The sequence below is a fragment of the Streptomyces nitrosporeus genome (genome assembly GCF_008704555.1).
Taxonomy (GTDB): domain Bacteria; phylum Actinomycetota; class Actinomycetes; order Streptomycetales; family Streptomycetaceae; genus Streptomyces; species Streptomyces nitrosporeus.
In genome coordinates this window covers 2,146,197-2,170,476 of record NZ_CP023702.1, presented here as the reverse complement: position 1 = coordinate 2,170,476, position 24,280 = coordinate 2,146,197, and the positions used below count along the sequence as shown (strand labels likewise).

General features: G+C 72.7%; 15 protein-coding genes. 12 read left to right on the top strand and 3 right to left on the bottom strand.

Annotation, left to right across the window (positions count from 1 at the left end; translation table 11 throughout):
• From gatB to CP967_RS09315, 6 genes are all read left to right on the top strand, one after another.
• The gene (gene gatB, locus CP967_RS09340; RefSeq protein WP_150487522.1) at positions 1-1,509 is read left to right on the top strand and encodes an Asp-tRNA(Asn)/Glu-tRNA(Gln) amidotransferase subunit GatB; all 1,509 of its coding nucleotides are present in this window, start codon (positions 1-3) and stop codon (positions 1,507-1,509) included.
• A 513-nt stretch (positions 1,510-2,022) separates the two neighbouring features.
• Positions 2,023-4,125 (top strand): phosphocholine-specific phospholipase C, encoded by a 2,103-nt coding sequence (locus tag CP967_RS09335; RefSeq protein WP_150487521.1) that lies wholly within the window; start codon positions 2,023-2,025, stop codon positions 4,123-4,125.
• 278 nt (positions 4,126-4,403) lie between these two features.
• Entirely contained in the window at positions 4,404-6,620 is a 2,217-nt protein-coding gene (locus CP967_RS09330) for an MMPL family transporter (protein ID WP_150487520.1), read from the top strand.
• 45 nt (positions 6,621-6,665) lie between these two features.
• Entirely contained in the window at positions 6,666-7,244 is a 579-nt protein-coding gene (locus tag CP967_RS09325; protein ID WP_150487519.1) for a GNAT family N-acetyltransferase, read from the top strand.
• 164 nt (positions 7,245-7,408) lie between these two features.
• Positions 7,409-7,594 (top strand): hypothetical protein, encoded by a 186-nt coding sequence (locus tag CP967_RS09320; protein ID WP_150487518.1) that lies wholly within the window; start codon positions 7,409-7,411, stop codon positions 7,592-7,594.
• Between the two features lie 137 nt (positions 7,595-7,731).
• Entirely contained in the window at positions 7,732-10,770 is a 3,039-nt protein-coding gene (locus tag CP967_RS09315) for a helix-turn-helix transcriptional regulator (protein ID WP_150491764.1), read from the top strand.
• Positions 10,771-10,829: 59 nt separating this feature from the next.
• Here the strand turns inward: CP967_RS09315 and CP967_RS09310 are convergent, their stop codons facing one another.
• Both CP967_RS09310 and CP967_RS09305 read right to left on the bottom strand, forming a co-directional pair.
• Positions 10,830-12,005 (bottom strand): PQQ-dependent sugar dehydrogenase, encoded by a 1,176-nt coding sequence (locus CP967_RS09310; RefSeq protein WP_150487517.1) that lies wholly within the window; start codon positions 12,003-12,005, stop codon positions 10,830-10,832.
• Positions 12,006-12,188: 183 nt separating this feature from the next.
• Positions 12,189-13,148 (bottom strand): aldo/keto reductase, encoded by a 960-nt coding sequence (locus tag CP967_RS09305; RefSeq protein ID WP_190174997.1) that lies wholly within the window; start codon positions 13,146-13,148, stop codon positions 12,189-12,191.
• 152 nt (positions 13,149-13,300) lie between these two features.
• Between CP967_RS09305 and CP967_RS09300 the strand changes: the two genes are divergently transcribed.
• The 6 genes from CP967_RS09300 to serA all read left to right on the top strand — a co-directional run bounded on the left by CP967_RS09300 (position 13,301) and on the right by serA (position 23,002).
• A complete protein-coding gene (locus CP967_RS09300; protein WP_150487515.1) occupies positions 13,301-14,275 on the top strand; it encodes a 2-hydroxyacid dehydrogenase in 975 nt (324 codons plus the stop codon).
• 285 nt (positions 14,276-14,560) lie between these two features.
• A complete protein-coding gene (locus CP967_RS09295) occupies positions 14,561-17,386 on the top strand; it encodes a putative bifunctional diguanylate cyclase/phosphodiesterase (protein ID WP_150487514.1) in 2,826 nt (941 codons plus the stop codon).
• 216 nt (positions 17,387-17,602) lie between these two features.
• On the top strand, positions 17,603-19,459 hold the full coding sequence (locus CP967_RS09290) for an acetolactate synthase large subunit (RefSeq protein ID WP_150487513.1): 1,857 nt from the start codon (positions 17,603-17,605) through the stop codon (positions 19,457-19,459).
• A gap of 22 nt (positions 19,460-19,481) precedes the next feature.
• A complete protein-coding gene (ilvN, locus tag CP967_RS09285; protein WP_150487512.1) occupies positions 19,482-20,009 on the top strand; it encodes an acetolactate synthase small subunit in 528 nt (175 codons plus the stop codon).
• Positions 20,010-20,120: 111 nt separating this feature from the next.
• Complete coding sequence (gene ilvC / locus CP967_RS09280; RefSeq protein ID WP_150487511.1) at positions 20,121-21,122, top strand: ketol-acid reductoisomerase; 1,002 nt, start codon at positions 20,121-20,123, stop codon at positions 21,120-21,122.
• 287 nt (positions 21,123-21,409) lie between these two features.
• Positions 21,410-23,002, top strand: coding sequence for a phosphoglycerate dehydrogenase (gene serA / locus CP967_RS09275; RefSeq protein ID WP_150487510.1), 1,593 nt, complete (start codon positions 21,410-21,412; stop codon positions 23,000-23,002).
• Positions 23,003-23,037: 35 nt separating this feature from the next.
• Here the strand turns inward: serA and CP967_RS09270 are convergent, their stop codons facing one another.
• A complete protein-coding gene (locus tag CP967_RS09270) occupies positions 23,038-24,177 on the bottom strand; it encodes a PucR family transcriptional regulator (protein WP_150487509.1) in 1,140 nt (379 codons plus the stop codon).
• Between the last annotated feature and the right edge of the window lie 103 nt (positions 24,178-24,280).

The following is a 24,280-nucleotide window of genomic DNA, read 5'->3' as shown; positions in this document are numbered from 1 at the left end:
GTGACTGTCATCGACCTGGAGTCGTACGAGGACGCTCTCGCGGCGTACGACCCCGTCATGGGCCTGGAGGTCCATGTCGAACTCGGCACCAAGACGAAGATGTTCTGCGGGTGCTCCACGGAGCTCAAGCAGGACGCCAACTCGCAGACCTGCCCGGTCTGCCTCGGGCTGCCGGGCGCGCTGCCGGTCGTCAACGAGATCGGTGTCGAGTCCGCCGTCAAGATCGGGCTCGCGCTGAACTGCGAGATCGCCGAGTGGTGCCGTTTCGCCCGGAAGAACTACTTCTATCCGGACATGCCGAAGAACTTCCAGACCTCCCAGTACGACGAGCCGATCGCCTACAACGGCTATCTGGACGTCCAGCTGGAGGACGGCGAGATCTTCCGGGTGGAGATCGAGCGCGCCCACATGGAGGAGGACACCGGCAAGTCGACGCACGTCGGCGGCGCCACCGGCCGCATCCACGGCGCGTCCCACTCGCTGCTGGACTACAACCGCGCGGGCATCCCCCTCATCGAGATCGTCACCAAGCCGATCGAGGGGGCCGGCGCCCGCGCCCCCGAGGTCGCCAAGGCGTACGTCGCCGAGCTCCGCGAGCTCATCAAGGCGCTCGGCGTCTCGGAGGCCCGCATGGAGATGGGCCAGATGCGCTGCGACGTGAACCTGTCGCTGCGGCCCAACGGCACCGAGACCTTCGGTACGCGCTCCGAGACGAAGAACGTCAACTCGCTGCGCTCCGTCGAGCGTGCCGCCCGCTTCGAGATCCAGCGCCACGCCGCGGTGCTGAACTCGGGCGGGATGATCGTGCAGGAGACCCGGCACTTCCACGAGGAGGACGGCTCCACCACGGCCGGCCGCATCAAGGACAACGCCGAGGACTACCGCTACTTCCCCGAGCCCGACCTGGTGCCGGTCGCGCCGGCCCGCGAGTGGGTCGAGGAGCTCCGCAAGGGGCTTCCCGAGCTGCCCCGGGTGCGGCGTCAGCGGCTCAAGGAGGAGTGGGGCGTCGGCGAGCACGACATGCAGTCCATCCTCAACGCCGGGGCGGTCGACCTGATCGTCGCGACGACCGAGGCCGGTGCCCCCTCGGACCAGGCCCGGAAGTGGTGGATGGGCGAGCTGGCCCGTAACGCCAACGAGACCGGCCGGAGCCTGGACGAACTGCCCGTCACCCCGGCGCAGGTCGCCCGGGTCGCGGAGCTCGTCGCCGCCGGCGACCTCAACGACAAGCTGGCACGCCAGGTCCTGGAGGGCGTCCTCGCGGGCGAGGGCGACCCGGACACCGTCGTCGAGAAGCGCGGCCTGAAGGTCGTCTCGGACGAGGGCGCGCTGGGCGCAGCCGTCGACGAGGCCATCGCGGCCAACGCGGCCATCGCGGACAAGATCCGCGGCGGCAAGGTCGCCGCGGCCGGCGCACTGGTCGGCGCGGTCATGAAGGCCACCCGCGGCCAGGCCGACGCGGCACGCGTACGCGAGCTGATCCTGGAGAAGCTCGGCGTCGAGGGCTGAGCCGACGGCGGCCCGGGGCTCCCGGACCGCCACCGTGCGAGGGAGGGCGGCGCACCCGGGGATCCGGGCGCACCGCCCTTTCGCCGTTCCCGGGCCCGGGGGCGGCGCGGGGAGCGGGTGGGCCCGGGGACGGTGTGGGGAACGGGTCCAGGAACGGTGCCGGTGCCGGGAACGGGCCCGGGGACGGTGCCGGTGCTGGAAGGGCCGCATGCCCGCCGTGCCTCCGCCGCCGTCCGGTGCGCGCACCGCCGCCCCGCGCACCCGGTGCGCCCCCGGTCGCCTCCCCGTGCTCTTCCGGCGCCCCGGCGGCGCCCCCTCTCGTACCTCAGCGCCCTCCCTCGCACCCCAGCCCACCCCCGCGCGCCCAGCGCACCCCAGCCCACCCCCGCGCGCCCCGCACCCCCGGCGCCGGCTCCGATGGCGGGGACGTTCACCGACGGGCCGTACGGCTGCCTTTCCCCCGCCACCTCGGGTCACTAGCTTCCCGCCATACCGCGAACTCGGGAGGCTCACTTGACCACGGACATCTCACGGCGAAGGCTCTTCGCGCTCGGCGGCGGCGCACTGGGCGCGGCGGCGGCGGGCTCGTTCCTGCCGACCTCGCTGCGCGCCGCCGTCGCCGCCCGGCCCGCCCGGCCGGGCGGCGGACTCCCCGATATCCGGCACGTGGTGATCCTGATGCAGGAGAACCGTTCCTTCGACCACTACTTCGGGACCCTGCGCGGGGTGCGCGGCTTCGGCGACCGCAACGCCGTCGAACTCCCCTCGGGCGACCCCGTCTTCCGGCAGCCCGCGCCGGACGGCACCGCCGTGCTGCCCTTCCCGGTCCGCCGGGCCGCCGAGACCCAGAAGAAGGACCTCCAGTACATCGGGGCCCTCGACCACTCCTGGAGCGGCGGGGCCGAGGCGTGGGCGGGCGGCTGGATGAACGGCTGGATCGGCGCCAAGTCCTCCGCCACCATGGCGTACTACGACCGCCGCGACCTGCCGCTGCACTACGAGCTGGCCGACACCTTCACGGTCTGCGACGCCTACCACTCCTCGATCCACACCTCCACCAGTCCCAACCGCAACCACTTGTGGAGCGGCAGGACCGGTGACGAGCCCGGGGGCGGCCGGGCCGTCGGCAACGACGCGTACGACGAGGACACCCATCCCGGGTACGGCTGGAGCACCTACGCGGAACGGCTGGAGAAGGCCGGACGCAGCTGGCGCACGTACACCGAGTGGGAGAACTTCACCGACAACCAGATCGAGTTCTTCGCCACCTTCAAGGCCGTGGCCCGCAAGGCGCTGGCGAGGACCGGCGGTCACACCTACATGGAGTCCTTCTACGCAGCCGTCCGCACGACCGGGGACGCCGGGGAGCGCGAGCGGCTGCTGGGCCTGCTGGAGGAGGGCGTGGCCGGCCTGACCGCGGCCGAGCGCAGCCTCTTCGAACGGGGGCTGCGCCGGGTCGGGACCGGGACCCTGGCCGAGGAGTTCGCCCGGGACGTGGCCGCGGGGACCCTCCCCGAGGTGTCGTACCTGGTGCCCTCCGCGGTGGACTCGGAGCACCCGAGCGTCTCGTCGCCGGTGCACAGCGCGACGGTCCTCTACAAGATCCTCGACGCGCTCGGCAGCCATCCCGACGTGTGGCGCCACACCGCCGTGTTCATCAACTACGACGAGAACGACGGCTTCTTCGACCACGTCCCGCCGCCGGTCGCGCCGCCCGGGGAGGCGGAGGAATGGTGGCAGGGCAGGCCCACCGGCCTCGGGATCAGGGTGCCCCTGCTCGTCGTCTCCCCGTGGACCGTCGGCGGTCACGTGTGCTCCGAGGTCTTCGACCACACCTCCGTCATCCGGTTCCTGGAACGGTGGACGGGCGTGCGGGAACCCAACATCGGCGACTGGCGGCGGTCGGTCACCGGCGACCTGACATCGGCGTTCGACTTCATCCGGGCCGGGCGGATGCCGCAGCCCGAGCCCCCGGCGGCCGTCCCGCCGTTCAGCGGGCGCTGGCGGCCCGTACCGCCGAAGGTCCAGCGGATGCCCGTCCAGGAGCCCGGCGTGCGCCCGGCGAGGCCGCTGCCCTACCAGCCGGACGCGCAGGGCACGCTCGTGGACGGGGCGGTACGTGTGATCGTCACCAACACCGGGCGCTCGTCGGCGCACTTCGCCCTCTACCCGTACGCCTCGGAGTTCGGCCTCCCCCAGCACCTGGACGTGAAGGGCACCGAACGGTGGACGGTGCCGCTCGCCGGGGAGGCGTACCGGTTCACGATCACCGGCCCCAACGGCTTCCGCCGCGAGTTCGCGGGGACGGCCGACGGCGACGCGGAGGTCGCCTCGCGCGTCGACGGCCGCGAGCGGGACCTGCACCTCACCCTGCGCAACACCGGCGGCCGTCCCCTCACCTACGTCGTACGCCCCCTCGGCTACGTCGACGAGGCGGACCTGCGGGACTGGGCCAGGCGCATCAAGGTGAAGCCGGGGCGCAGCCGCACGATCGTCCACTCGGCGGCGGACGCGCACGGCTGGTACGACCTCGACATCACGGTGGAGGAGGAAGGCCGCTTCCGGCGGCGGCTCATGGGTCACATCGAGAACGGCAGGCCGAGCGTCACCGGCTGACACGGCCCCGGGGGGCGGGCCGCGGCCGGACGGGAGGTGGGGAGGCGGGGGGAGGGGCCGGCCTGCGAGGCGTGGGGGCGGGCCGGGGAGCCGCGGCGGGCCGGGCCGGCCGGGGGACCCGTGGGGGAAGCGGTCCGCCCATCTCTGTGACCATCACCACGAAAGGGGCAAACGATCACCATCTGCTGAGAAGGTAATACTTCTCAGGTCATGCGACTTTTACGGGACATTCCCCTTGTCTCCCGTCGGGGTCCACGAACCCGCAGGGAGCACGTCCGTTGGCAGCCATCGCACGCTGGTGCCTCGCGCACCGCCTCGCCACCGTCCTCATCTGGCTGTTCGCCCTCGGAGGCACCGCGGCCGCGGCCGGCTTCGCGGGCTCCGCCTACACCGACGACTACGACGTACCGGGCACCGAGGCGGGCCGGGCGGGGGAGATCCTCCAGGAAGGGTTCACCCGCCTCGGCGGCGACACCGACACCGTCGTCTGGCACACCACCGGTTCCTCCGTGTACGCCACGGACGTCGAACGGACCATGACCCGGACCCTGGAGGAGATCAGGGAACTGCCCGGAGTGGGCGCCGTCACCGGCCCGTACGGGGACGCGGACACCGGACTGGTCAGCGCGGACGGCCGCACCGCCTACGCCACCGTCACCTTCGACCAGCGCGTCGAGGACATCACCCGGGACCAGGCACAGGCGCTCGTGGACACCGCGAAGGCGGCGCAGACGGACGGGCTCCGGGTCGAACTCGGCGGCACCGCCGTCGCCCTCACCGAGGCACCCGCCCTCCACCTCAGCGAGGCCATCGGCGTGGCCGTCGCCGCGGTCGTGCTCTTCCTCGCCTTCGGGTCCCTCGCCGCCAGCCTGCTGCCCATCGCCACCGCCCTCGTCTCCGTCGGCACCGCCTACGCCGGGATCGTGCTGCTCGGCCATGTGATGACCGTCGCCGACTTCGCCCCGATGCTCGGCATGCTCGTCGGCCTGGGCGTCGGCATCGACTACGCGCTGTTCGTCGTCACCCGGCACCGGCAGGGGCTCCGCCGCGGACTGTCCGTCCACGACGCCGCGCGGAACGCCGTCGCCACCACCGGACGCGCCGTCGTGTTCGCCGGGGCCACCGTCTGCGTCGCCCTGCTGGGCATGCTGGTCCTGCGGCTCGGCTTCCTCGACGGCGTCGCGATCGCCGCCTCGGTCACCGTGCTCCTGACCGTCGCGGCGGCCGTGACCCTGCTGCCCGCCCTGCTCTCCTTCATCGGCATGCGGGCGCTCGGCCGGCGCGAGAGGCGAAGGCTCGCGGAACACGGCCCCCGGCCCGAAACGGCCACCGGCTTCGCGGCACGCTGGTCGGCCTTCGTCGAACGGCACCCCAGACTGCTCGGCGCCGTCGCCGCGGCCGTGATGGCCGTCCTCGCCCTGCCCGCCCTCGGCCTGCACCTGGGCACCTCCGACCAGGGCAACAACCCCGCCTCCTCCACCACCCGGCAGGCGTACGACCTGCTCGCCGACGGCTTCGGCCCCGGCGTCAACGGGCCCCTGACCGTCGCCGCCCGGCTCGACGGCGCCGACGACCGGCTCGCGCTGGACTCCCTGCCCGCCGCACTGCGCACCACCGAAGGCGTCGCGCAGGCAGGCCCGGTGACGTACAACAACAGCGGCGACACCGCGTTCGTCACGGTGGTGCCCGACTCCGCGCCGCAGGACCTGGAGACCAGCGAACTCGTCGACCGGCTGCGGGAAGAGGTGCTGCCGCCGGTACGGGACGGCACCTCGCTCGAACTCCGGGTCGGCGGGGTGACCGCCGGTTACGACGACTTCGCCGACGTCGTCGTCGGCAAGGTGCCCCTCTTCGTCGGCGTCGTCATCGCCCTGGGCTGCCTGCTCCTGCTGCTCGCCTTCCGCTCCTTCGCCATCCCCCTCAAGGCCGCCCTGATGAACGTGGCCGCCGTCGCCGCCTCCTTCGGCGTCGTCGTCGCGGTCTTCCAGTGGGGCTGGGGCAGCGAACTGCTGGGCCTCGGCAGCGCGGGCCCGGTCGAACCCTTCCTGCCGGTCATCATGGTCTCCGTCCTCTTCGGCCTGTCGATGGACTACCAGGTCTTCCTCGTCGGCCGGATGTACGAGGAGTGGCGGGAGACCGGCGACAACCGGCGGGCCGTCCGGGTGGGCCTCGCCGAGACCGGACGCGTGATCAACTCCGCGGCGGTCATCATGATCTCCGTCTTCCTCGCCTTCGTGCTCAGCGGCGACCGGGTCATCGCGATGTTCGGCATCGCGCTCGCCGCGGCCGTCGCCCTGGACGCCTTCGTACTGCGCACCCTGCTGGTGCCCGCCCTGATGCACCTGCTGGGCGGGGCGAACTGGTGGCTGCCGCGCGGACTGGACCGGCTGCTCCCGCGCATCAGCATCGAGCCGCCCGACGCCGTGGTACCGCGTGCGAGGATTCCCGGGGACCGCACCGACGGGGAACCGCGCGTCGCGCAGCGTGTCCGCTGACACCACCGGCATCCCCGGTGGCACCGACACCAAGGAGAAGCTGCCGTGTTCGCGACATCCCTCGGGGACGACGGGGCGTGCCTCTGCCCGCTGGAACCCTGGCAGGCGGAGGAGTTCCTGGCCCACATGGACCGGGCCCGCGGCCTCGTCGACCCCTGGGTCCCGCTCGCGGCAGCCGTACCGGACCTCGGCTCCGCCCGGGCCCTGCTCCAGCGGTACGCCGACAAGCAGGCGGCCGACACCGGCCGGATATACGGCATCCGGCTCGACGGGACCCTGGTCGGCGGGGTCATGTTCCGGATCTTCGACCAGGCGTCCGGCACCTGCGAGATCGGCTGCTGGCTGGAACCGGCCGGCCAGGGCCGGGGCCTGGTCGACCGGGCCTCGCGGAAGCTGATCGACTGGGCCTTCGACGTACGCGGCATGCACCGCGTGGAGTGGCTCGCCTCCGCGGCCAACACCCGCTCCACCGCCGTCGCCGAACGGCTCGGCATGACCCGCGAAGGCGTCCTGCGCCAGGCCTACCTCCACCACGGGGTACGGCACGACGAGGAGATCTGGGCCGTACTGGCCTCCGAGTGGCCGGCCCGGCGCGGACACCGGGCACCCGGCCGCCCGGCCTGAGGCACCCGGCCCGGCGGGACAAGGCCCCCGGCGCCCCGGGATGCGGCACACGCCCGATGCGGCGGCACCCCCGCGCGGACGAGAGTGGGGACCACGGCGACGAGCCGTGGCCCGGCCGGGGCCCGACAGGGGACCCGGCGGGCCCGCCCGACGGGGAGAACACCGTGTACCACTACGAACTGCACCGGCTGAACGCCACCGAGCTGATCCTCCGCGCCGACCGGGAACGCACCGCACGCACCGCCGTACGCGCCCGCCGGGCCGCCCGTGCCACCTCCGGCGCCACCGGAGAGGACGGCTCCGGAGGGCGGGTGAACCAGGACCCCGGCTCCTTCGCGCGCGCCGCGTAGGGATGCCCGTGCCGGACACCGCGGCGCCGGGCGCGGACGGCGCCGTACCGGCCGGGGAACCGGGCCCCGAAGGGCACCCCCCACCGGAGGGGGCCCCGCGGACGGCCGCCCGCACCGCGATGTCGTACCCGTATGCGATGCTCGGCGCCGTGGAGACCAACACCGTCAGCCCCGTCTTCGTCGGCCGTACCGGCGAACTCGCCTCGCTCACCGAGACGCTGGGCCGCGCCTCGGCGGGCGAGCCGCAGGCGCTGCTCATCGGCGGTGAGGCGGGCGTCGGAAAGACCCGGCTGGTCGAGGAGTTCCTCGCGGTCGCACGCCGCCGCGAGGCCGTCGTAGCCGTCGGGGGCTGCGTGGAGATCGGCGCCGACGGCCTGCCGTACGCCCCCTTCGCCACCGCACTGCGCGCCCTGCGCCGCGCCCTGCCCGAAGAACTGGACCGGGCGCTCGCCGGCCAGGAGGGCGAACTGGCCCGGCTGCTGCCCGAACTCGGCGAGACCGGGCGGACGGCGGACGACGAGCACGGCACGGCTCGCCTCTTCGAACTCACCGCCCGGCTCCTGGAACGCGTCTGCGCCGGCCGCACCGTCGTCCTCGTCCTGGAGGACCTCCACTGGGCCGACACCTCCACCCGCAACCTGCTGGCCTACCTCTTCCGCACCCTGCGCACCGGACACCTCGTCATGATCGGCACCTACCGCGCCGACGACATCCACCGCCGCCACCCGCTGCGCCCGCTCCTGGCCGAGCTGGACCGGCTCCGCACGGTCGGACGGATCGGCCTCGGCCGGTTCAGCCGCGCCGAGGTCGCCCGCCAGCTGGCCGGGATACTCGCCGTGACCCCCGAGGCGGAACTGGTCGACCAGATATTCGACCGCTCCGACGGCAACGCCTTCTTCGTCGAGGAGCTCGCCCGCTCCCTGGAATGCTGCGGAGACGACTCCCGGCTCCCCGGCTCGCTGCGCGACCTCCTGCTCGTACGCGTCGAGACCCTGCCCGAGGAGTCCCAGCGGATCGTGCGCATCGTCGCCGAGGGCGGCTCCACCGTCGAGCACCCGCTCCTCGCCGCCGTCGCCCGGCTGCCCGACGACGACCTCGACCAGGCGCTCCGGGCCGCCGTCGGAGCCAACATCCTGCTGCCCGCCCCCGGCCCGGACGGCTACCGCTTCCGGCACTCCCTGGTCCGCGAGGCCGTCAGCGACGACCTGCTGCCCGGCGAACGCACCCGCCTCAACCGCCGGTACGCCGAAAGCCTGGAGGCGGACCCCGGCCTCGTCCGGGCCGACGAACGCGCCGCCCGCCTCGCCAGCTACTGGTACGCCGCCCACGACCCCGCCAAGGCGCTGCCCGCCGTACTCGAAGCCGCCGTCGAAGCCCGGCGCCGCTACGCCTACTCCGAGCAACTACGGCTGCTGGAAAGGGCGATGGAGCTCTGGGACGACGTGTCGGAGGAGGTGCGGGCCACCCTGCGCCCCTTCGACCACGCCGAGACCTACCCGGGCTGCGGCTGTCCGCCGGGCAGCACGTCGCTGAGCCACTTCGACCTGATGGCCGAGGCGACCGTCGCCGCGCGGATCAGCGGCGACCGCGAACGGGCCCTGGCCATCGCGAAGAAGGCCCTGCGGGTCGTCGACGAGCGGGAGGACCCGCTGCGCGCCGCCTGGTTCTGGCTCCAGCGCTCCCGGCTCGTGCAGAACCTCTCCCGGAGCGACGGCCGCCGCGAACTCGACACCGCCCGGGCACTGGTGCGCGGTCTGGAACCCTCCGCCGTGCACGCCGACGTCCTCGCGAACGTGGCCAGCTGGGGCGCGCTGCACCTGCCCGGACCGGACAGCCTCGTCGCCGCCGACCGCGCCGTGGAGTACGCGCGTCTCGTCGGGGACGAGCCCATCGAACTGCACGCCCGGCTCACCCGGGGCTGGCTCACCATCGACGCGGGAGCCGTCGAGGAGGGCCTCGCGGAGATGTACGGGGTACGCGACCGCGCCGAGGAGCTCCACACGGTCGGTGTGATGAGCCGCGCCGCCGTCAACCTGGCCTCGTCGCTGGAGTCCGCCGGCCGCTCGGCCCAAGCGGTGGCCGCCGCCGACCACGGCATCGGGCTCTGCCACGACCACGGGGTGCCGGACTCCGAGGCATGGGTCCGGGCCAACCAGGCCCAGTCCTACTTCTCACTGGGCCGCTGGGACGAGAGCGAGGCCGCCCTCGACGCCGCCGCCCCGCTCTCACGGTCCAACAAGTCCCACGGACTCGTGGCCTCCCGCCGTACGGATCTGGCCCTGGCCCGGGGCGACTTCGCCGAGGCCGGGAAGCAGCTGGCCCTGAACAGGCGCATGGTCGACTCCCACGACCCGCAGCCCCAGCTCATGATCACCCCCGTCCAGCACGCCATGGTCCTGGCCGCCCGGCGGGGGAGGATCGCCGAGGCACGGGCCGCCTTCGAGGCCCGCTCCGAGGAGGGCTTCCCGCCGGGCACCCAGCGCTACGCCCTGCCCCTGCTGCACGCCGCCGCCGAGATCGAGGCCGACGCGCGGGGCCTGCCCGCCGCCGCACCCGGCCGGCCGGCCGTGCTGGAGCGGATCCGCCGGCACCTCAAGCGGCTCCCCGCGCTCGTCCCCGTCTGGGCCGCCTACGGAGTGCTGACCGAGGCGGAACTGGCCCGGGCGGAAGGCACGGACACCCCGGAGCACTGGGCGCGCGCCGCCGGGGCGTTCGGCCCGCTGGAGCGGCCCTACGAACTGGCCCGGATCCGCCACCGGTGGGCGGAGTGCCTCCTCACCGCCCCCGGGGACCGGCGCGCCGCGGCGGACCTCCTGCGCGAGGCCCACCGCACGGCACTGCGGCTCGGCGCCCGGCCTCTGACGGAGAGCATCGAACTGCTGGCCGGCCGGGCACGGATCACGCTGGCCACCGGCCCTGCCGGGGCACCCACGGCGGACGAGGAGGACACGGCCGGGGTGGACGCGACCGGGTCCTTCGGCCTGACCGCCCGCGAACAGGAGGTGCACCGGCTGGTCGCGGAGGGATACACCAACCGCCGGATCGCCGAGGAGCTCTACATCGCGCCGAAGACCGCCAGCGTGCACGTCTCCCACATCCTGGCCAAGCTGGGCGTATCCAGCCGGGGCGAGGCCGCCGCACTGGCCCACCGCCTCCGGCTGTACGCCCGGGGATGAGTCCACGGGGCCGTACGGCTCCGGGGTCCGTCCGGCGGCGTGGTCCGTCCGGTGCGGTGCTACGTCACCTTCAGGAGCAGGATCCTGTCGTCCTCCGGCTCCGGGTTCCCCCGCCCGTCCGTCGCGCTCGTCACCAGCCACAGCCTGTCGCCGCCCGCGGCCACGACGGTCCGCAGCCGGCCGTACTCCCCCTCCAGGAACGCCTGGGGTGCGGCCAGGGGCTCCTCGTCCGGCTCGCCCGACAGCGGGACCCGCCACAGCCGTTCACCCCGCAGGCCCGCCATCCAGACCGAGCCCCCGGCGTACGCGATGCCGCTCGGGGACGCCTCGGAGGTCTTCCACTGGGCGACCGGGTCGATGTACCCCCGCTCGCCCTGCTCGCCCTCGGCCTCCGGCCAGCCGTAGTTCTTGCCGGGCTCGACCAGATTCAGTTCGTCCCAGGTGTCCTGGCCGAACTCCGAGGCCCAGAGCCGCTTCTGCTCGTCCCAGGCCAGACCCTGCACATTGCGGTGGCCCCACGAGTACACCACCGAGTCCGCCTCGGGGTTGCCGTGCACCGGCTCGCCGTCCGGTGTCATCCGCAGGATCTTGCCCGCCAGGGACTCCCGGTCCTGCGCGAGCCCCGTGTCACCGGTCTCCCCGGTGCCCGCGTACAGCATGCGGTCGGGGCCGAAGGCGATCCGCCCGCCGTTGTGGACCGATCCCTTCGGGATGCCCCGCAGGATCGTGTCCGGGGCGCCCAGCTGCTGACCGGCCGGCTTCGACTCGTCGTACTGCATGCGGGCGATGCGGTTGTCCGACTCGGTGGTGAAGTAGGCGTACACCAGATGGTCCGCGCCGAAGGTCGGGGCGACGGCGAGCCCCAGCAGGCCGCCCTCGCCGGACGGGGCGACGCCCGGCACGGAACCCACGTGCGTCTTCTTCCCGCTCTTCCCGTCGATCCGGGTGACGGTCGCCTCGTCGCGCGAGGCCACCAGCAGGTCGCCCCCGGGCAGGACCGCCAGGCCCCACGGGGAGGGAAGGCCCTCCGCCAGCGTGGACACCACGTCCACCGAACCCTCGGCGGGCGGCAGATCGGCCGTCGGCTCCGGCGACGGAGAGGCGGGCGGTGGGGAACTCGCCGCGGGGGAGGGGGAACCGCTCGCGCGGGGCGGCTCGCCCTCCTCGGACGCACAGGCGGCGGACAGCAGCAGGGAGGCCGACGCGAGTACGGCCACCACCCCCCTGTGCGCCATGCCTCCCTTGCGTACGAGGGGAGTTCGTACCACGGGCGTTCGCACAGGACCGATCCTTTCGACGGCGGGCGACAACAGCTTCTCAGAGGTTCCGCCGGAACGGGCCGCGGTGCCTCGGTTCCGCCGGAACGGGCCGCAGCGCCTCGGTTCCGCCGGAACGGGCCGCGGCGCCTTCCGGTCCGGTCAGCAGTCCCACGACCCGCGGGCCCGGGGCACGCCCGCCAGCTCCGCCAGGTCCCGTTCCGTGAGCGACAGCCGGGCGGCGGCCGCGTTCTCCACCGCCCACCGCTCCTGCTTGGCCCCCGGCACCGGCACCAGATGGGGGCCCTGCGCGAGCACCCAGGCCAGCGCCGCCTGCGCCGGTGTGGCACCGTGCCGCTCCGCGACCCGGCGCAGAGCCACGACCACCGGCTGGTTCGCCGCCATCATCTCCGCGGTGAAACGCGGGTGCCTGGCCCGCGGGTCGTCCGGTTCGAAACCCTGGCCGGGCTTCAGCGTCCCCGTCAGATAACCGCTGCCCAGCGGCATCGCCGCCAGCACCCCCACGCCCCGCGCCGCACACCACGGCACCAGGTCGTCCAGCGCGTCGGGCGACCACACCGACAGTTCGGCCTGCACCGCGCTCACCGGGAACACCTGCTGCACCCGCTCCAGCTGCCGGATCGTTCCGTCGTGCGTACGCGAACCGGGCCGGCGCCCGGCCCGCGCCCCGACCGCGCACAGCCCGAGCGCCCGCACCTTGCCCGCGGTCACCAGGTCCGCCATCGCGCCCCAGGTCTCCTCCACCGGCACCTCCGGATCGGCCCGGTGGAGCTGGTAGAGATCGATCACATCGGTCTGCAGCCGCCGCAGCGAGGCGTCACAGGCCCGGCGCACGTACCCCGGGCGGCCGTTGGCCACGATGTGCTGATCGCCCACCAGCAGACCGCACTTCGTGGAGAGGAATGCCTCGGAACGGCGCCCCTTCAGGGCCCGCCCGACCAGCAGCTCGTTGGTGAACGGCCCGTACATGTCGGCCGTGTCGAACAGCCGGACGCCCGCGTCCAGGGCGGCGTGCACCGTACGCAGCGAACGGTCGCCCCGCTGCTGCGACGTGCTGTAGGCCCAGCTCATCGGCATGCATCCCAGCCCGACGGCGCCCACGGCCAGCCCCGCCGCACCGATAGTCCTGCGCTCCAACTCCCCGTACCCTTCCCCGGCCGTGTCCGCACGACCCCGGTCCCGCCGCCGGCGGCCCGTACCGCACCCCAAAAGTAACCTCTGCCGTCTCCCGCCCTTCGCATAGCCTCCTGACCATGACTTCGACACCGATTCCGAGCCCGTCGCCGGCCACCGGCGGCGATGTGTGGATGCCTTTCCGAGCCGACGAGATCGAGGGACTCCCCGAGGGCCTCGACTACCGCTTCTGGGACGGCGGGCAGGACTACCCCGCCGACCCCGCCGACTGCGTGTTCTACGTGGTCCCGTACATGAAGGGCGCCGAGATCGCGACCCGGCCCCTCGGCCTGATGAGCTCCGTCCGGGTCGTGCAGACCCTCTCCGCGGGCATCGACCACGTCGAACCCGGCCTCCCCCTGCTCCCCGGCGGGGTGCGCCTGTGCAACGCCAAGGGGGTCCACGAGGCGTCGACCGCGGAACTCGCCCTCGCCCTCGTCCTCGCCTCGCTGCGCGGCTTTCCCGGCTTCGTGCGCGGCCAGGACGAGGAGGAGTGGCGCTCCGGCTTCTACCCGGCGCTCGCGGACAAGTCCGTGCTGATCGTCGGTTACGGATCGATCGGTGCCGCCGTGGAGGACCGGCTCGAACCCTTCGAGTGCGCGCGGGTCGTGCGCGTCGCGCGCTCCGCCCGTACAACCGCGCGCGGCCCCGTGCACCCGCTCGGCGAGCTGCCCGCGCTGCTGCCCGAGGCCGACGTCGTCATCCTGTGCACCCCGCTGACACCCTCCACACAAGGGCTGGTGGACGCGGAGTTCCTGGCCGCGATGCGGGACGGCGCCCTGCTCGTCAACGTCGCACGCGGCCCGGTCGTCGACACCGCCGCCCTGCTGGCCGAACTCGGATCCGGACGGCTGCGCGCCGCCCTGGACGTCACCGACCCGGAACCCCTGCCCCCGGGCCACCCGCTCTGGCACGCTCCCCATGTCCTGATCACCCCTCATGTGGGGGGCAGCACCTCGGCCTTCCTCCCACGGGCCAAGCGCCTGGTGTCGGGACAGCTGACCCGGTTCGCGGCGGGGGAAGCGGTCGGCAACCTCGTCCGCACCACCGGCTGAACACGCCCCGGAACAGCCCGTACGCGCTCCGGAGCGGCCGGCACCGTGCGTGGTGACGGAGCGTAGAGAGATTATGGCCCTGTGTGACCGTTCTGGTGTATCGTCCACAAGGGGCTGCCGTGGAAGGGACGGCGCCGGGCAGAAGCTGAACGCGAGGGGGCGACGGGCGATGCACGGCCAGTGGAGAGGTGATCCGACGCTGCGGTACGGGCGGCGGAGGCGGTCGACGGCGCCGGAGGCGCCCCTGCCGGCCCGGGGGACGGCCCGGGGTCCGGGAGTCATCCGGTGAGCGGCCTCGCGGCCCTGCTCTGCCGGCCGGTGGCCGGCCGCGCGTCGGGCCTGCCCTCCCAGCTCCTCCTCGCCGGGGTCTGCGCCGGATACGCGGTGGGCGCGGCCCTGGGCTGGGGGTCGGCCGGACTCGCGCTGTTCATGGGCGACTTCGGCCTCAGCTTCGCGGCGTCCCTCGCCGCGGTCTCCTGCTTCGTCTACTCCCGCAGGAGCGACAGCCGTTTACGGCCGGCCTGGCTGCTGTTCTCGCTCTCCTCCGCGATGGCGGCCGGCGGCAACGCGGTCTGGGGGTGGTACGAGGTGGTGCTCGACCGCGACGTCCCCTCGCCCTCCCTGGCCGACCTCTTCTTCCTCTGCTTCGCGCCGCCCGCCATCGTCGGACTGCTCGTGCTCGCCAAGAGACCCGTGAACAGAGCCGGCTGGGTCTGCCTGGCGCTCGACTCCTGGCTCATCGGCGGCTCGTTGCTGACACTCTCCTGGAGCCTCGCGCTCGCCCAGACCACCCATCTGGCCAACGGGGGCGGGCCCAGCGTCGCCAGGGCCGCGCTCGCCCTGGCCTACCCGCTGCTGGACATCGTGCTGGTCTCCATGGTGCTGGCCCTGCACTTCCGCAGGGCCGGCGTGAACCGCTCGGCGGTCAACACCGCCATCGCCGGACTCGCCCTGACCGTGGTCTGCGACGCGCTGTTCACCTCGCCGCTGCTGCGTTCGTCCTACCACTCCGGGCAGTTGCTGGACGCGGGCTGGTTCGCGGGCTCGCTGATCCTCGCGTACGCCCCCTGGGGGGCGAGCCGGGGACAGCGGCCCCCCGCCAGGGCGGGCCGGGGACCGTGGGGCGCCAGCCGCCCGATCGCGGGCTCCCTGGCCGCCCTCGCCCCGTACCTGGCCGCGGCCGTCTGCACCCTGGGCATCCTGTACAGCGTGGTGGAGGGCCGCCGCCCCGACCGTGTCGTGGTCGTCACGGGGTGCGCCGTCGTGCTCGCCCTGGTCGTCCGGCAGGCGATCATGCTCCTGGACAACATCGGGCTCACCCAGGAACTCGCCCAGAAGGAGAACCACTTCCGCTCCCTGGTCCAGGGATCCAGCGACGTCATCATGATCGCCGACACCACCGGAGTGCTGAGATACGTCAGCCCGGCCGCCGCCGGCGTCTACGACCGCGACGCCGAGGACCTCGTCGGCACGGAACTCGCCTCGATCGTCCACCCCGAGGACCTGGGCCCGGTCCTCCACGAGGTGCGCAGATTCCTCGCCGTCCCGGCCGGTGAGGAGCCCACCACCCGGATCGAGTGCCGCTTCCGGTCCGGCACCGGCGACTGGCTGCACGTCGAGTCCACCGTCAACCGCCACCAAGGCGGCCTGCTCCTCAACAGCCGGGACGTGTCCGAACGCGTCCGGCTGCAGGAGCAGCTGCGCCACAACGCCGAGCACGACCCGCTCACCGGCCTGCCCAACCGTGCCCTGTTCACCGCCCGGGTCAGCCAGGCGCTGGGCGGCCGGCGCTCCGGGGACCCGGGCAACGCCGTGCTCTTCATCGACCTCGACGGCTTCAAGGCGGTCAACGACCGCCTCGGCCACCAGGCGGGCGACGAACTCCTCGTCCAGGCCGCCCGCCGCCTCCAGGAATCCGTACGCGCCGGGGACACCGCCGCGCGCCTGGGCGGCGACGAGTTCGCCGCGCTCATCACCGGCGACGGCACCCGCGACCAGGACGCCAGGGAGTACCAGGTCCACGAGATCGCCGAGCGGCTGCGCCTCACCCTGTCCCAGCCCTACCGCATCGGCGACGGAGAGGTGCGGGTCGCCGCCTCCATCGGGGTCGCCTTCGCCGAGCCCGGCATCACCCCCAAGGACCTCATGCGCAACGCCGACCTGGCGATGTACCGCGCCAAGGCGGGCGGCAAGGACCGGGTCGAGCTGTACGCCCCCCAGATGCAGGCCGAGGTCGTCCGCCGCACCGAGCTGGCGGCGCGGCTGCGCACCGCCCTGCGCGAGGGCGAGTTCGCCCTGCTGCACCAGCCCGTCGTCCATCTGGCCACCGGCACGGTCGCGGCCGTCACCGCCCAGGCCCGCTGGCGGTCCGCCCAGGGCCTCCTGTTCACCCCCGCCGAGTTCCTCCGGGTGTCCGGGGACAGCGGCCGGGCCGCCGAACTCGGCGGCTGGCTGCTGGAGGAAGCCGTCGAACGGGCCGCGGACCGGGCCAGGGCGGGCCACCCGGTCCCGGTCGCCGTGCGGGTGTCGGCGAGCCGGCTCCTGGACCGCACCCTGCCCTTCGGTTCGGTCGAGGCGCTGCTCACCCGGCACGGGCTGCCCTCGGGCGCCCTGGTGCTCGAAGTGGCCGTCAACGAGCGGCTGGCCGGCCTGGACGACCTGGAGAGACGGCTGGTCGCCCTGCGGAGGCTCGGCGTGCGCATCGCACTCGACGGCTTCGGCAACGGATACGCGGCGGTCAACGCCCTGCGCCGGCTGCCCGTCGACGTACTCAGACTGGACCGCGATCTGGTGGAGGGGGTCGTGGAGTCCGCGCGGCTGCACAAGATCACGGGCGGGCTGCTGCGCATCGCCTGCGACCTGGGCATGCAGTCCGTGGCCGACGGGGTCGACGGGGCGGACCAGGTACGGGCCCTGCGTGCCATGGGGTGCACGCACGGGCAGGGCGCGGCCTTCTCGGGACCGGTCGACGAATACCGGCTGCGGAGGGTCCTGGACCGGGGTAGGTTCCCCCTGTCCGGCGCCGGACAGCTCGCCCGGCCCGTGCCGGCGACCGGCTGGATCCCGCTCCAGAGCCGTTCACATGATGAGACTCCCGTCCCACCCACTTGACACCCGGGGCGCCCCGGAGAGAGGGTCATTGCCATGCGCACCCGAATTCTCGTACTTGGAAAGCGCGTCGGCTGAAGCAGGACCACTCATGGACATCCTGCGGACCGCACCGGCGCGCTCCCCTCGCTTGCCTCACGGCACGAGGGGTTTTTTGTTGCACCGGTACCACTCAAAACACCGCAAACACCCCGCATAAACCCCAGCTTCGAGAAGAGAATGCCGATGACCGAGCAGGCCACCGGGGCCCAGCACCCGCAGCCGCGGGCCCGTAACGGCGGACAGTCCTCCGCCTCCGTCGAGTACCTCACGGGCGCGCAGTCCCTCATCCGTTCTCTCGAGGAAGTCGGGGCCGACACCGTATTCGGCCTCCCGGGCGGCTGCATCCTGCCGGCGTACGACCCGCTGATGGACTCCACCCGGGTCCGTCACATCCTGGTCCGCCACGAGCAGGGAGCCGGCCACGCGGCCACCGGTTACGCGCAGGCCACCGGCAGGGTCGGGGTCTGCATGGTCACCTCGGGGCCCGGCGCCACCAACCTGGTGACCCCGATCGCCGACGCGGCGATGGACTCCGTCCCGATGGTCGCGATCACCGGCCAGGTGGCCTCCTCCGCCATCGGCACGGACGCCTTCCAGGAAGCCGACATCTGCGGCATCACCATGCCGATCACCAAGCACAACTTCCTGGTCACCCGCGCCGAGGACATCCCGCACACCATCGCGGAGGCCTTCCACATCGCCTCCACCGGCCGCCCCGGACCGGTCCTCGTGGACATCGCCAAGGACGCGCTCCAGGCGAAGACCACCTTCAGCTGGCCCCCGGTGATGGACCTGCCCGGCTACCGCCCGGTCACCAAGCCGCACGCCAAGCAGATCCGCGAGGCCGCCAAGCTCATCACCCAGGCCCAGCGCCCGGTGCTGTACGTCGGAGGCGGCGTCCTCAAGGCCGGCGCCACCGCCGAGCTGAAGGTCCTGGCGGAGCTCACCGGAGCGCCCGTCACCACCACGCTGATGGCGCTCGGCTCCTTCCCCGACAGCCACCCGCTGCACGTGGGAATGCCCGGCATGCACGGCTCGGTCACCGCCGTCACCGCGCTGCAGAAGGCCGACCTGATCGTCGCGCTCGGGGCCAGGTTCGACGACCGGGTCACCGGCAAGCTGGACAGCTTCGCCCCGTACGCCAAGATCGTCCACGCCGACATCGACCCGGCCGAGATCGGCAAGAACCGCGCCGCGGACGTCCCGATCGTCGGTGACGCCCGCGAAGTCATCGCCGACCTCGTCCAGGCCGTCCAGGCCGAGCACACCGAGGGCCACACCGGGGACTACACCGCCTGGTGGAAGGACCTCAACCGCTGGCGCGAGACCTACCCGCTCGGTTACGACCTGCCCGAGGACGGCAGCCTCTCCCCGCAGCAGGTCATCGAGCGCATCGGCCGGCTCGCCCCCGAAGGGACGATCTTCACGGCGGGCGTCGGCCAGCACCAGATGTGGGCCTCGCACTTCATCCAGTTCGAGCAGCCCGCCACCTGGCTGAACTCCGGCGGCGCCGGGACGATGGGCTACGCGGTCCCGGCCGCGATGGGCGCCAAGGCCGGCATGCCCGACCGCACGGTCTGGGCGGTCGACGGCGACGGCTGCTTCCAGATGACCAACCAGGAACTCACCACCTGCGCCCTGAACAACATCCCGATCAAGGTCGCCGTCATCAACAACGGCGCGCTCGGGATGGTCCGCCAGTGGCAGACCCTCTTCTACAACCAGCGCTACTCCAACACCGTGCTGCACTCCGGCGCGGACGCGGACGGCACCCCCGCCAAGGGCACCCGGGTCCCGGACTTCGTCAAGCTGTCCGAGGCCATGGGCTGCTACGCCATCCGCTGCGAGGACCCGGCCGACCTGGACAAGGTCATCGCCGAGGCCAACTCGGTCAACGACCGCCCCGTCGTCATCGACTTCATCGTCCACGAGGACGCCATGGTCTGGCCGATGGTCGCCGCCGGCACCTCCAACGACGAGGTCATGGCGGCCCGCGGTGTCCGCCCCGACTTCGGCGACAACGAAGACGACTGAGAGACAGAGAGAGACCGACTCCATGTCCACCAAGCACACGCTCTCCGTCCTGGTCGAGAACAAGCCGGGTGTCCTCGCCCGGATCACGGCCCTGTTCTCCCGGCGCGGATTCAACATCGACTCCCTCGCCGTCGGCACCACCGAACACCCCGACATCTCCCGCATCACCATCGTCGTGAATGTCGAGGGCCTGCCCCTGGAGCAGGTGACCAAGCAGCTCAACAAGCTGGTCAACGTCCTGAAGATCGTCGAACTCGAGCCGTCCGCCGCGATCCAGCGGGAGCTCGTCCTGGTGAAGGTCCGCGCGGACAACGAGACCCGCTCCCAGATCGTCGAGATCGTCCAGCTGTTCCGCGCCAAGACCGTGGACGTCTCCCCGGAGGCCGTCACGATCGAGGCGACCGGGGGCGCCGACAAGCTGGAGGCCATGCTCAAGATGCTCGAACCCTTCGGCATCAAGGAGCTCGTCCAGTCCGGCACCATCGCCATAGGGCGCGGCGCGCGCTCGATCACCGACCGGTCCCTGCGCGCCCTCGACCGGACGGCGTGACCGGGAAAACCTGACGGGTCCCCCGCCGCTCGCATGGCGAGACCCGCGCACGAACCAGACGCACCCCGCCGTACGGTGGGACGCAACACCGCACACCAAGGAGAGAACCCAGTGGCCGAGCTGTTCTACGACGACGATGCCGACCTGTCCATCATCCAGGGCCGCAAGGTCGCGGTCATCGGTTACGGCAGCCAGGGGCACGCCCACGCGCTGTCGCTGCGTGACTCGGGTGTCGACGTCCGTGTCGGTCTGCACGAGGGCTCCAAGTCCAAGGCGAAGGCCGAGGAGCAGGGCCTGCGCGTGGTGACCCCGTCCGAGGCCGCAGCCGAGGCCGACGTCATCATGATCCTCGTCCCGGACCCGATCCAGGCCCAGGTCTACGAGGAGTCGGTCAAGGACAACCTCAAGGCCGGCGACGCGCTGTTCTTCGGCCACGGCCTGAACATCCGCTTCGACTTCATCAAGCCGCCGGCCGACGTGGACGTCTGCATGGTCGCCCCGAAGGGCCCGGGCCACCTGGTCCGCCGCCAGTACGAGGAGGGCCGCGGCGTCCCGTGCATCGTGGCGGTCGAGCAGGACGCCACGGGCAAGGGCCTGGAGCTCGCCCTCAGCTACGCGAAGGGCATCGGCGGCACCCGCGCCGGCGTCATCAAGACGACCTTCACCGAGGAGACCGAGACCGACCTCTTCGGCGAGCAGGCCGTCCTCTGCGGTGGCACCGCCGCCCTGGTCAAGGCCGGCTTCGAGACGCTGACCGAGGCCGGTTACCAGCCGGAGATCGCCTACTTCGAGTGCCTGCACGAGCTGAAGCTCATCGTGGACCTCATGTACGAGGGCGGCCTGGAGAAGATGCGCTGGTCCATCTCCGAGACCGCCGAGTGGGGCGACTACATCACCGGCCCGCGCATCATCACGGACGCCACCAAGGCCGAGATGAAGAAGGTCCTCGCCGAGATCCAGGACGGCACCTTCGCCAAGAACTGGATGGCCGAGTACCACAACGGCCTGCCCAAGTACAACGAGTACAAGAAGGCCGACAGCGACCACCTGCTGGAGACCACCGGCAAGGAGCTGCGCAAGCTCATGAGCTGGGTGGACAACGAGGACGCCTGATCCCCCACCGGGGGCGGGCCCGCACGGGTCCGCCCCCGGGCGGCCGCCCGCCCGTGTCACTGCGGGAGGGACGGGGCGGGGGACCGGCGCCGTACGCCTGTACATACCGCTCACCCCGTGCGGGTGATCCTCGCCCCGGGGCACCGACCTGACCCGGCCGCATGGCTACACTGCTCAACACATACACGCGTCAGGGCCCACAGTGTCGTGCGTCTTCCACGCGGCTAGCCCCTCCACCGCCTGCGGCCGTCGGGACGGCCGTCCGCACTGGACTTGTGAGGACACACGTGAGCTCGAAACCTGTCGTACTCATCGCCGAAGAGCTGTCGCCCGCCACGGTCGACGCCCTGGGCCCGGATTTCGAGATCCGGCACTGCAACGGCGCCGACCGCGCCGAACTCCTCCCGGCCATCGCCGACGTCGACGCGATCCTGGTGCGCTCCGCCACCAAGGTGGACGCCGAGGCCATCGCCGCGGCCAAGCGGCTGAAGGTCGTGGCCCGCGCCGGTGTCGGCCTGGACAACGTCGACGTCTCCGCCGCCACCAAGGCCGGTGTGATGGTCGTCAACGCCCCGACGTCCAACATCGTCACCGCCGCCGAGCTGGCCTGCGGCCTGCTGGTGGCCACCGCGCGGCACATCCCGCAGGCCAACACCGCCCTGAAGAACGGCGAGTGGAAGCGTTCGAAGTACACGGGCGTCGAGCTCAGCGAGAAGACCCTGGGCGTCGTCGGCCTCGGCCGCATCGGCGTGCTGGTCGCCCAGCGCATGTCCGCCTTCGGCATGAAGATCGTCGCGTACGACCCCTTCGTGCAGCCCGCGCGCGCCGCGCAGATGGGCGTCAAGCTGCTGACGCTGGACGAACTGCTCGAGGTCTCCGACTTCATCACGGTGCACCTCCCCAAGACCCCCGAGACGATCGGTCTGATCGGCGACGAGGCGCTGCACAAGGTGAAGCCCTCGGTGCGCATCGTCAATGCCGCACGCGGCGGCATCGTCGACGAGACGGCCCTGGCCTCCGCGCTCAAGGAGGGCCGCGTCGCGGGCGCCGGCCTCGACGTCTACGCCAAGGAGCCCTGCACGGACTCCCCGCTGTTCGAGTTCGACCAGGTCGTCTGCACCCCGCACCTGGGCGCCTCCACCGACGAGGCCCAGGAGAAGGCCGGTATCGCCGTCGCCAAGTCCGTGCGCCTCGCGCTCGCCGGTGAACTCGTCCCGGACGCGGTCAACGTCCAGGGTGGCGTGATCGCCGAGGACGTCCGTCCCGGACTGCCGCTCGCCGAGAAGCTGGGCCGGATCTTCACGGCGCTGGCCGGCGAGGTCGCGGCCCGCCTCGACGTCGAGGTCTACGGCGAGATCACCCAGCACGACGTGAAGGTGCTCGAACTCTCCGCGCTCAAGGGCGTCTTCGAGGACGTCGTGGACGAGACCGTGTCCTACGTCAACGCCCCGCTCTTCGCCCAGGAGCGCGGTGTCGAGGTCCGTCTGACCACCAGCTCCGAGTCGGCCGAGCACCGCAACGTGGTGACCGTCCGCGGCACCCTGTCGAACGGCGAGGAGGTCGCGGTCTCCGGCACGCTGGCAGGCCCCAAGCACCTCCAGAAGATCGTCGGCATCGGCGAGTACGACGTGGACCTCGCGCTCGCCGACCACATGGTCGTCCTGCGCTACGAGGACCGCCCCGGCGTCGTCGGCACGGTCGGCAAGATCCTCGGCGAGGCCGGTCTGAACATCGCCGGCATGCAGGTCTCCCGCCAGGACGCGGGCGGTGAGGCGCTGGTCGTCCTGACCGTCGACGACACCATCCCGCAGCCGGTGCTGAACGAGATCGCCGAGGAGATCGGCGCGGCCTCGGCCCGCTCGGTCAACCTCACGGACTGACCCGCGCGCTCCCGCGGGCGCGCCCGGCGCCGTCCCTACAGCCGGGCCGCCTTCAGGGTCATGTGCAGCAGCAGCCGGTCCTCGCCGTCGTCGAGGTCGAGGCCGGTGAGCTGCTCGATCCGGTTGAGCCGGTAGTACAGCGTCTGACGGTGGACGCCCAGCCGCGCCGCCGTCCGGCCCGCCTGGCCCGCACAGTCGAGGAACACCTCGGCGGTGCGGGCCAGTTCCGTGTTCGAGCCGGACAGCAGCGTCCGCGCGGTGGGGTCCGGCGGTGTGCCGGGGGCCTCGGGCAGGGCGGTCAGCAGCCGGTAGGGGCCGATGGCCGACCAGCGGGCGAGCGGACCGAAGCGGGACTCCGCGTGCGCGGCACGGGCGGCCGAGCGGGCCTCGTGCCAGGCACGGGCCAGTTCCGACAGGCCGCGCCGGGTGTCGGAGAGCCCCGCGGCCGCGTCCGGCCCCGCCGTGGCGCGCAGCCGGTCCGCCGCCGCCGTGGCCGGGTCCTGGGCGTCGGGGGAGCGGAGCCGGACCAGCGCCGCCAGGGAGGGGGCGCCCGTCCCGGGGACGGTGGCCAGGGCCGCCGCCGACGGCACCGTACGCACCGACGGGGTCTCGTCCTGCCACGGGGTCACGCACACCACAGTGTGCAGTCCGTCGGCGTCCGGGCCGAGCGCCTCGGCCAGTGCGGCCACCGCCGCCTCGCGCTGCCTGCCGGCCCCCGTGGTGAGCACCGCGCCGAACTCGCGGGACAGATCCGCGCCCGCCCGTGTCTCGGCGAAGAGCAGCACCCCGATCCGCGCCGCCACCTCCATGGCCGCGGCCAGCTGCGCGCCGGTGGGCCCCGGCTCCGCGTCCAGCAGCCAGACGTATCCGAGGACGACACCCCGATGGCGTACGGGCAGGCAGAGGCGGTCCCGGAACACCCCGGCCTCCGGGGCCGCCGGGATGCGGACCGGTCCGGTCGCCCGGGTGATGCCGAAGGCCTCGAACCAGGCCCGGACGGCCGGGGTGGAGCGCCGGGTGAGGATCGAGCGTGTACGCACCGGGTCCATGGCCGTGTCGTCGTCGCTGTCGTGGGCCCCGAAGGCGACCAGGCCGAAATCCCGGTCCTCCAGGGTCGCCGGGGCTCCGAGCAGTGCGGAGATCTCGTCGACCAGCTCCTGGTAATCGCCCTTCACCCCGCCATTCTCGCACCCTTCAGACATCTGTATGAGTCCATGGCCACAGATGCGTGACAGGTGTCGATGGCACGGCGGTGGATGGTTCCCTAGATTTCACGGT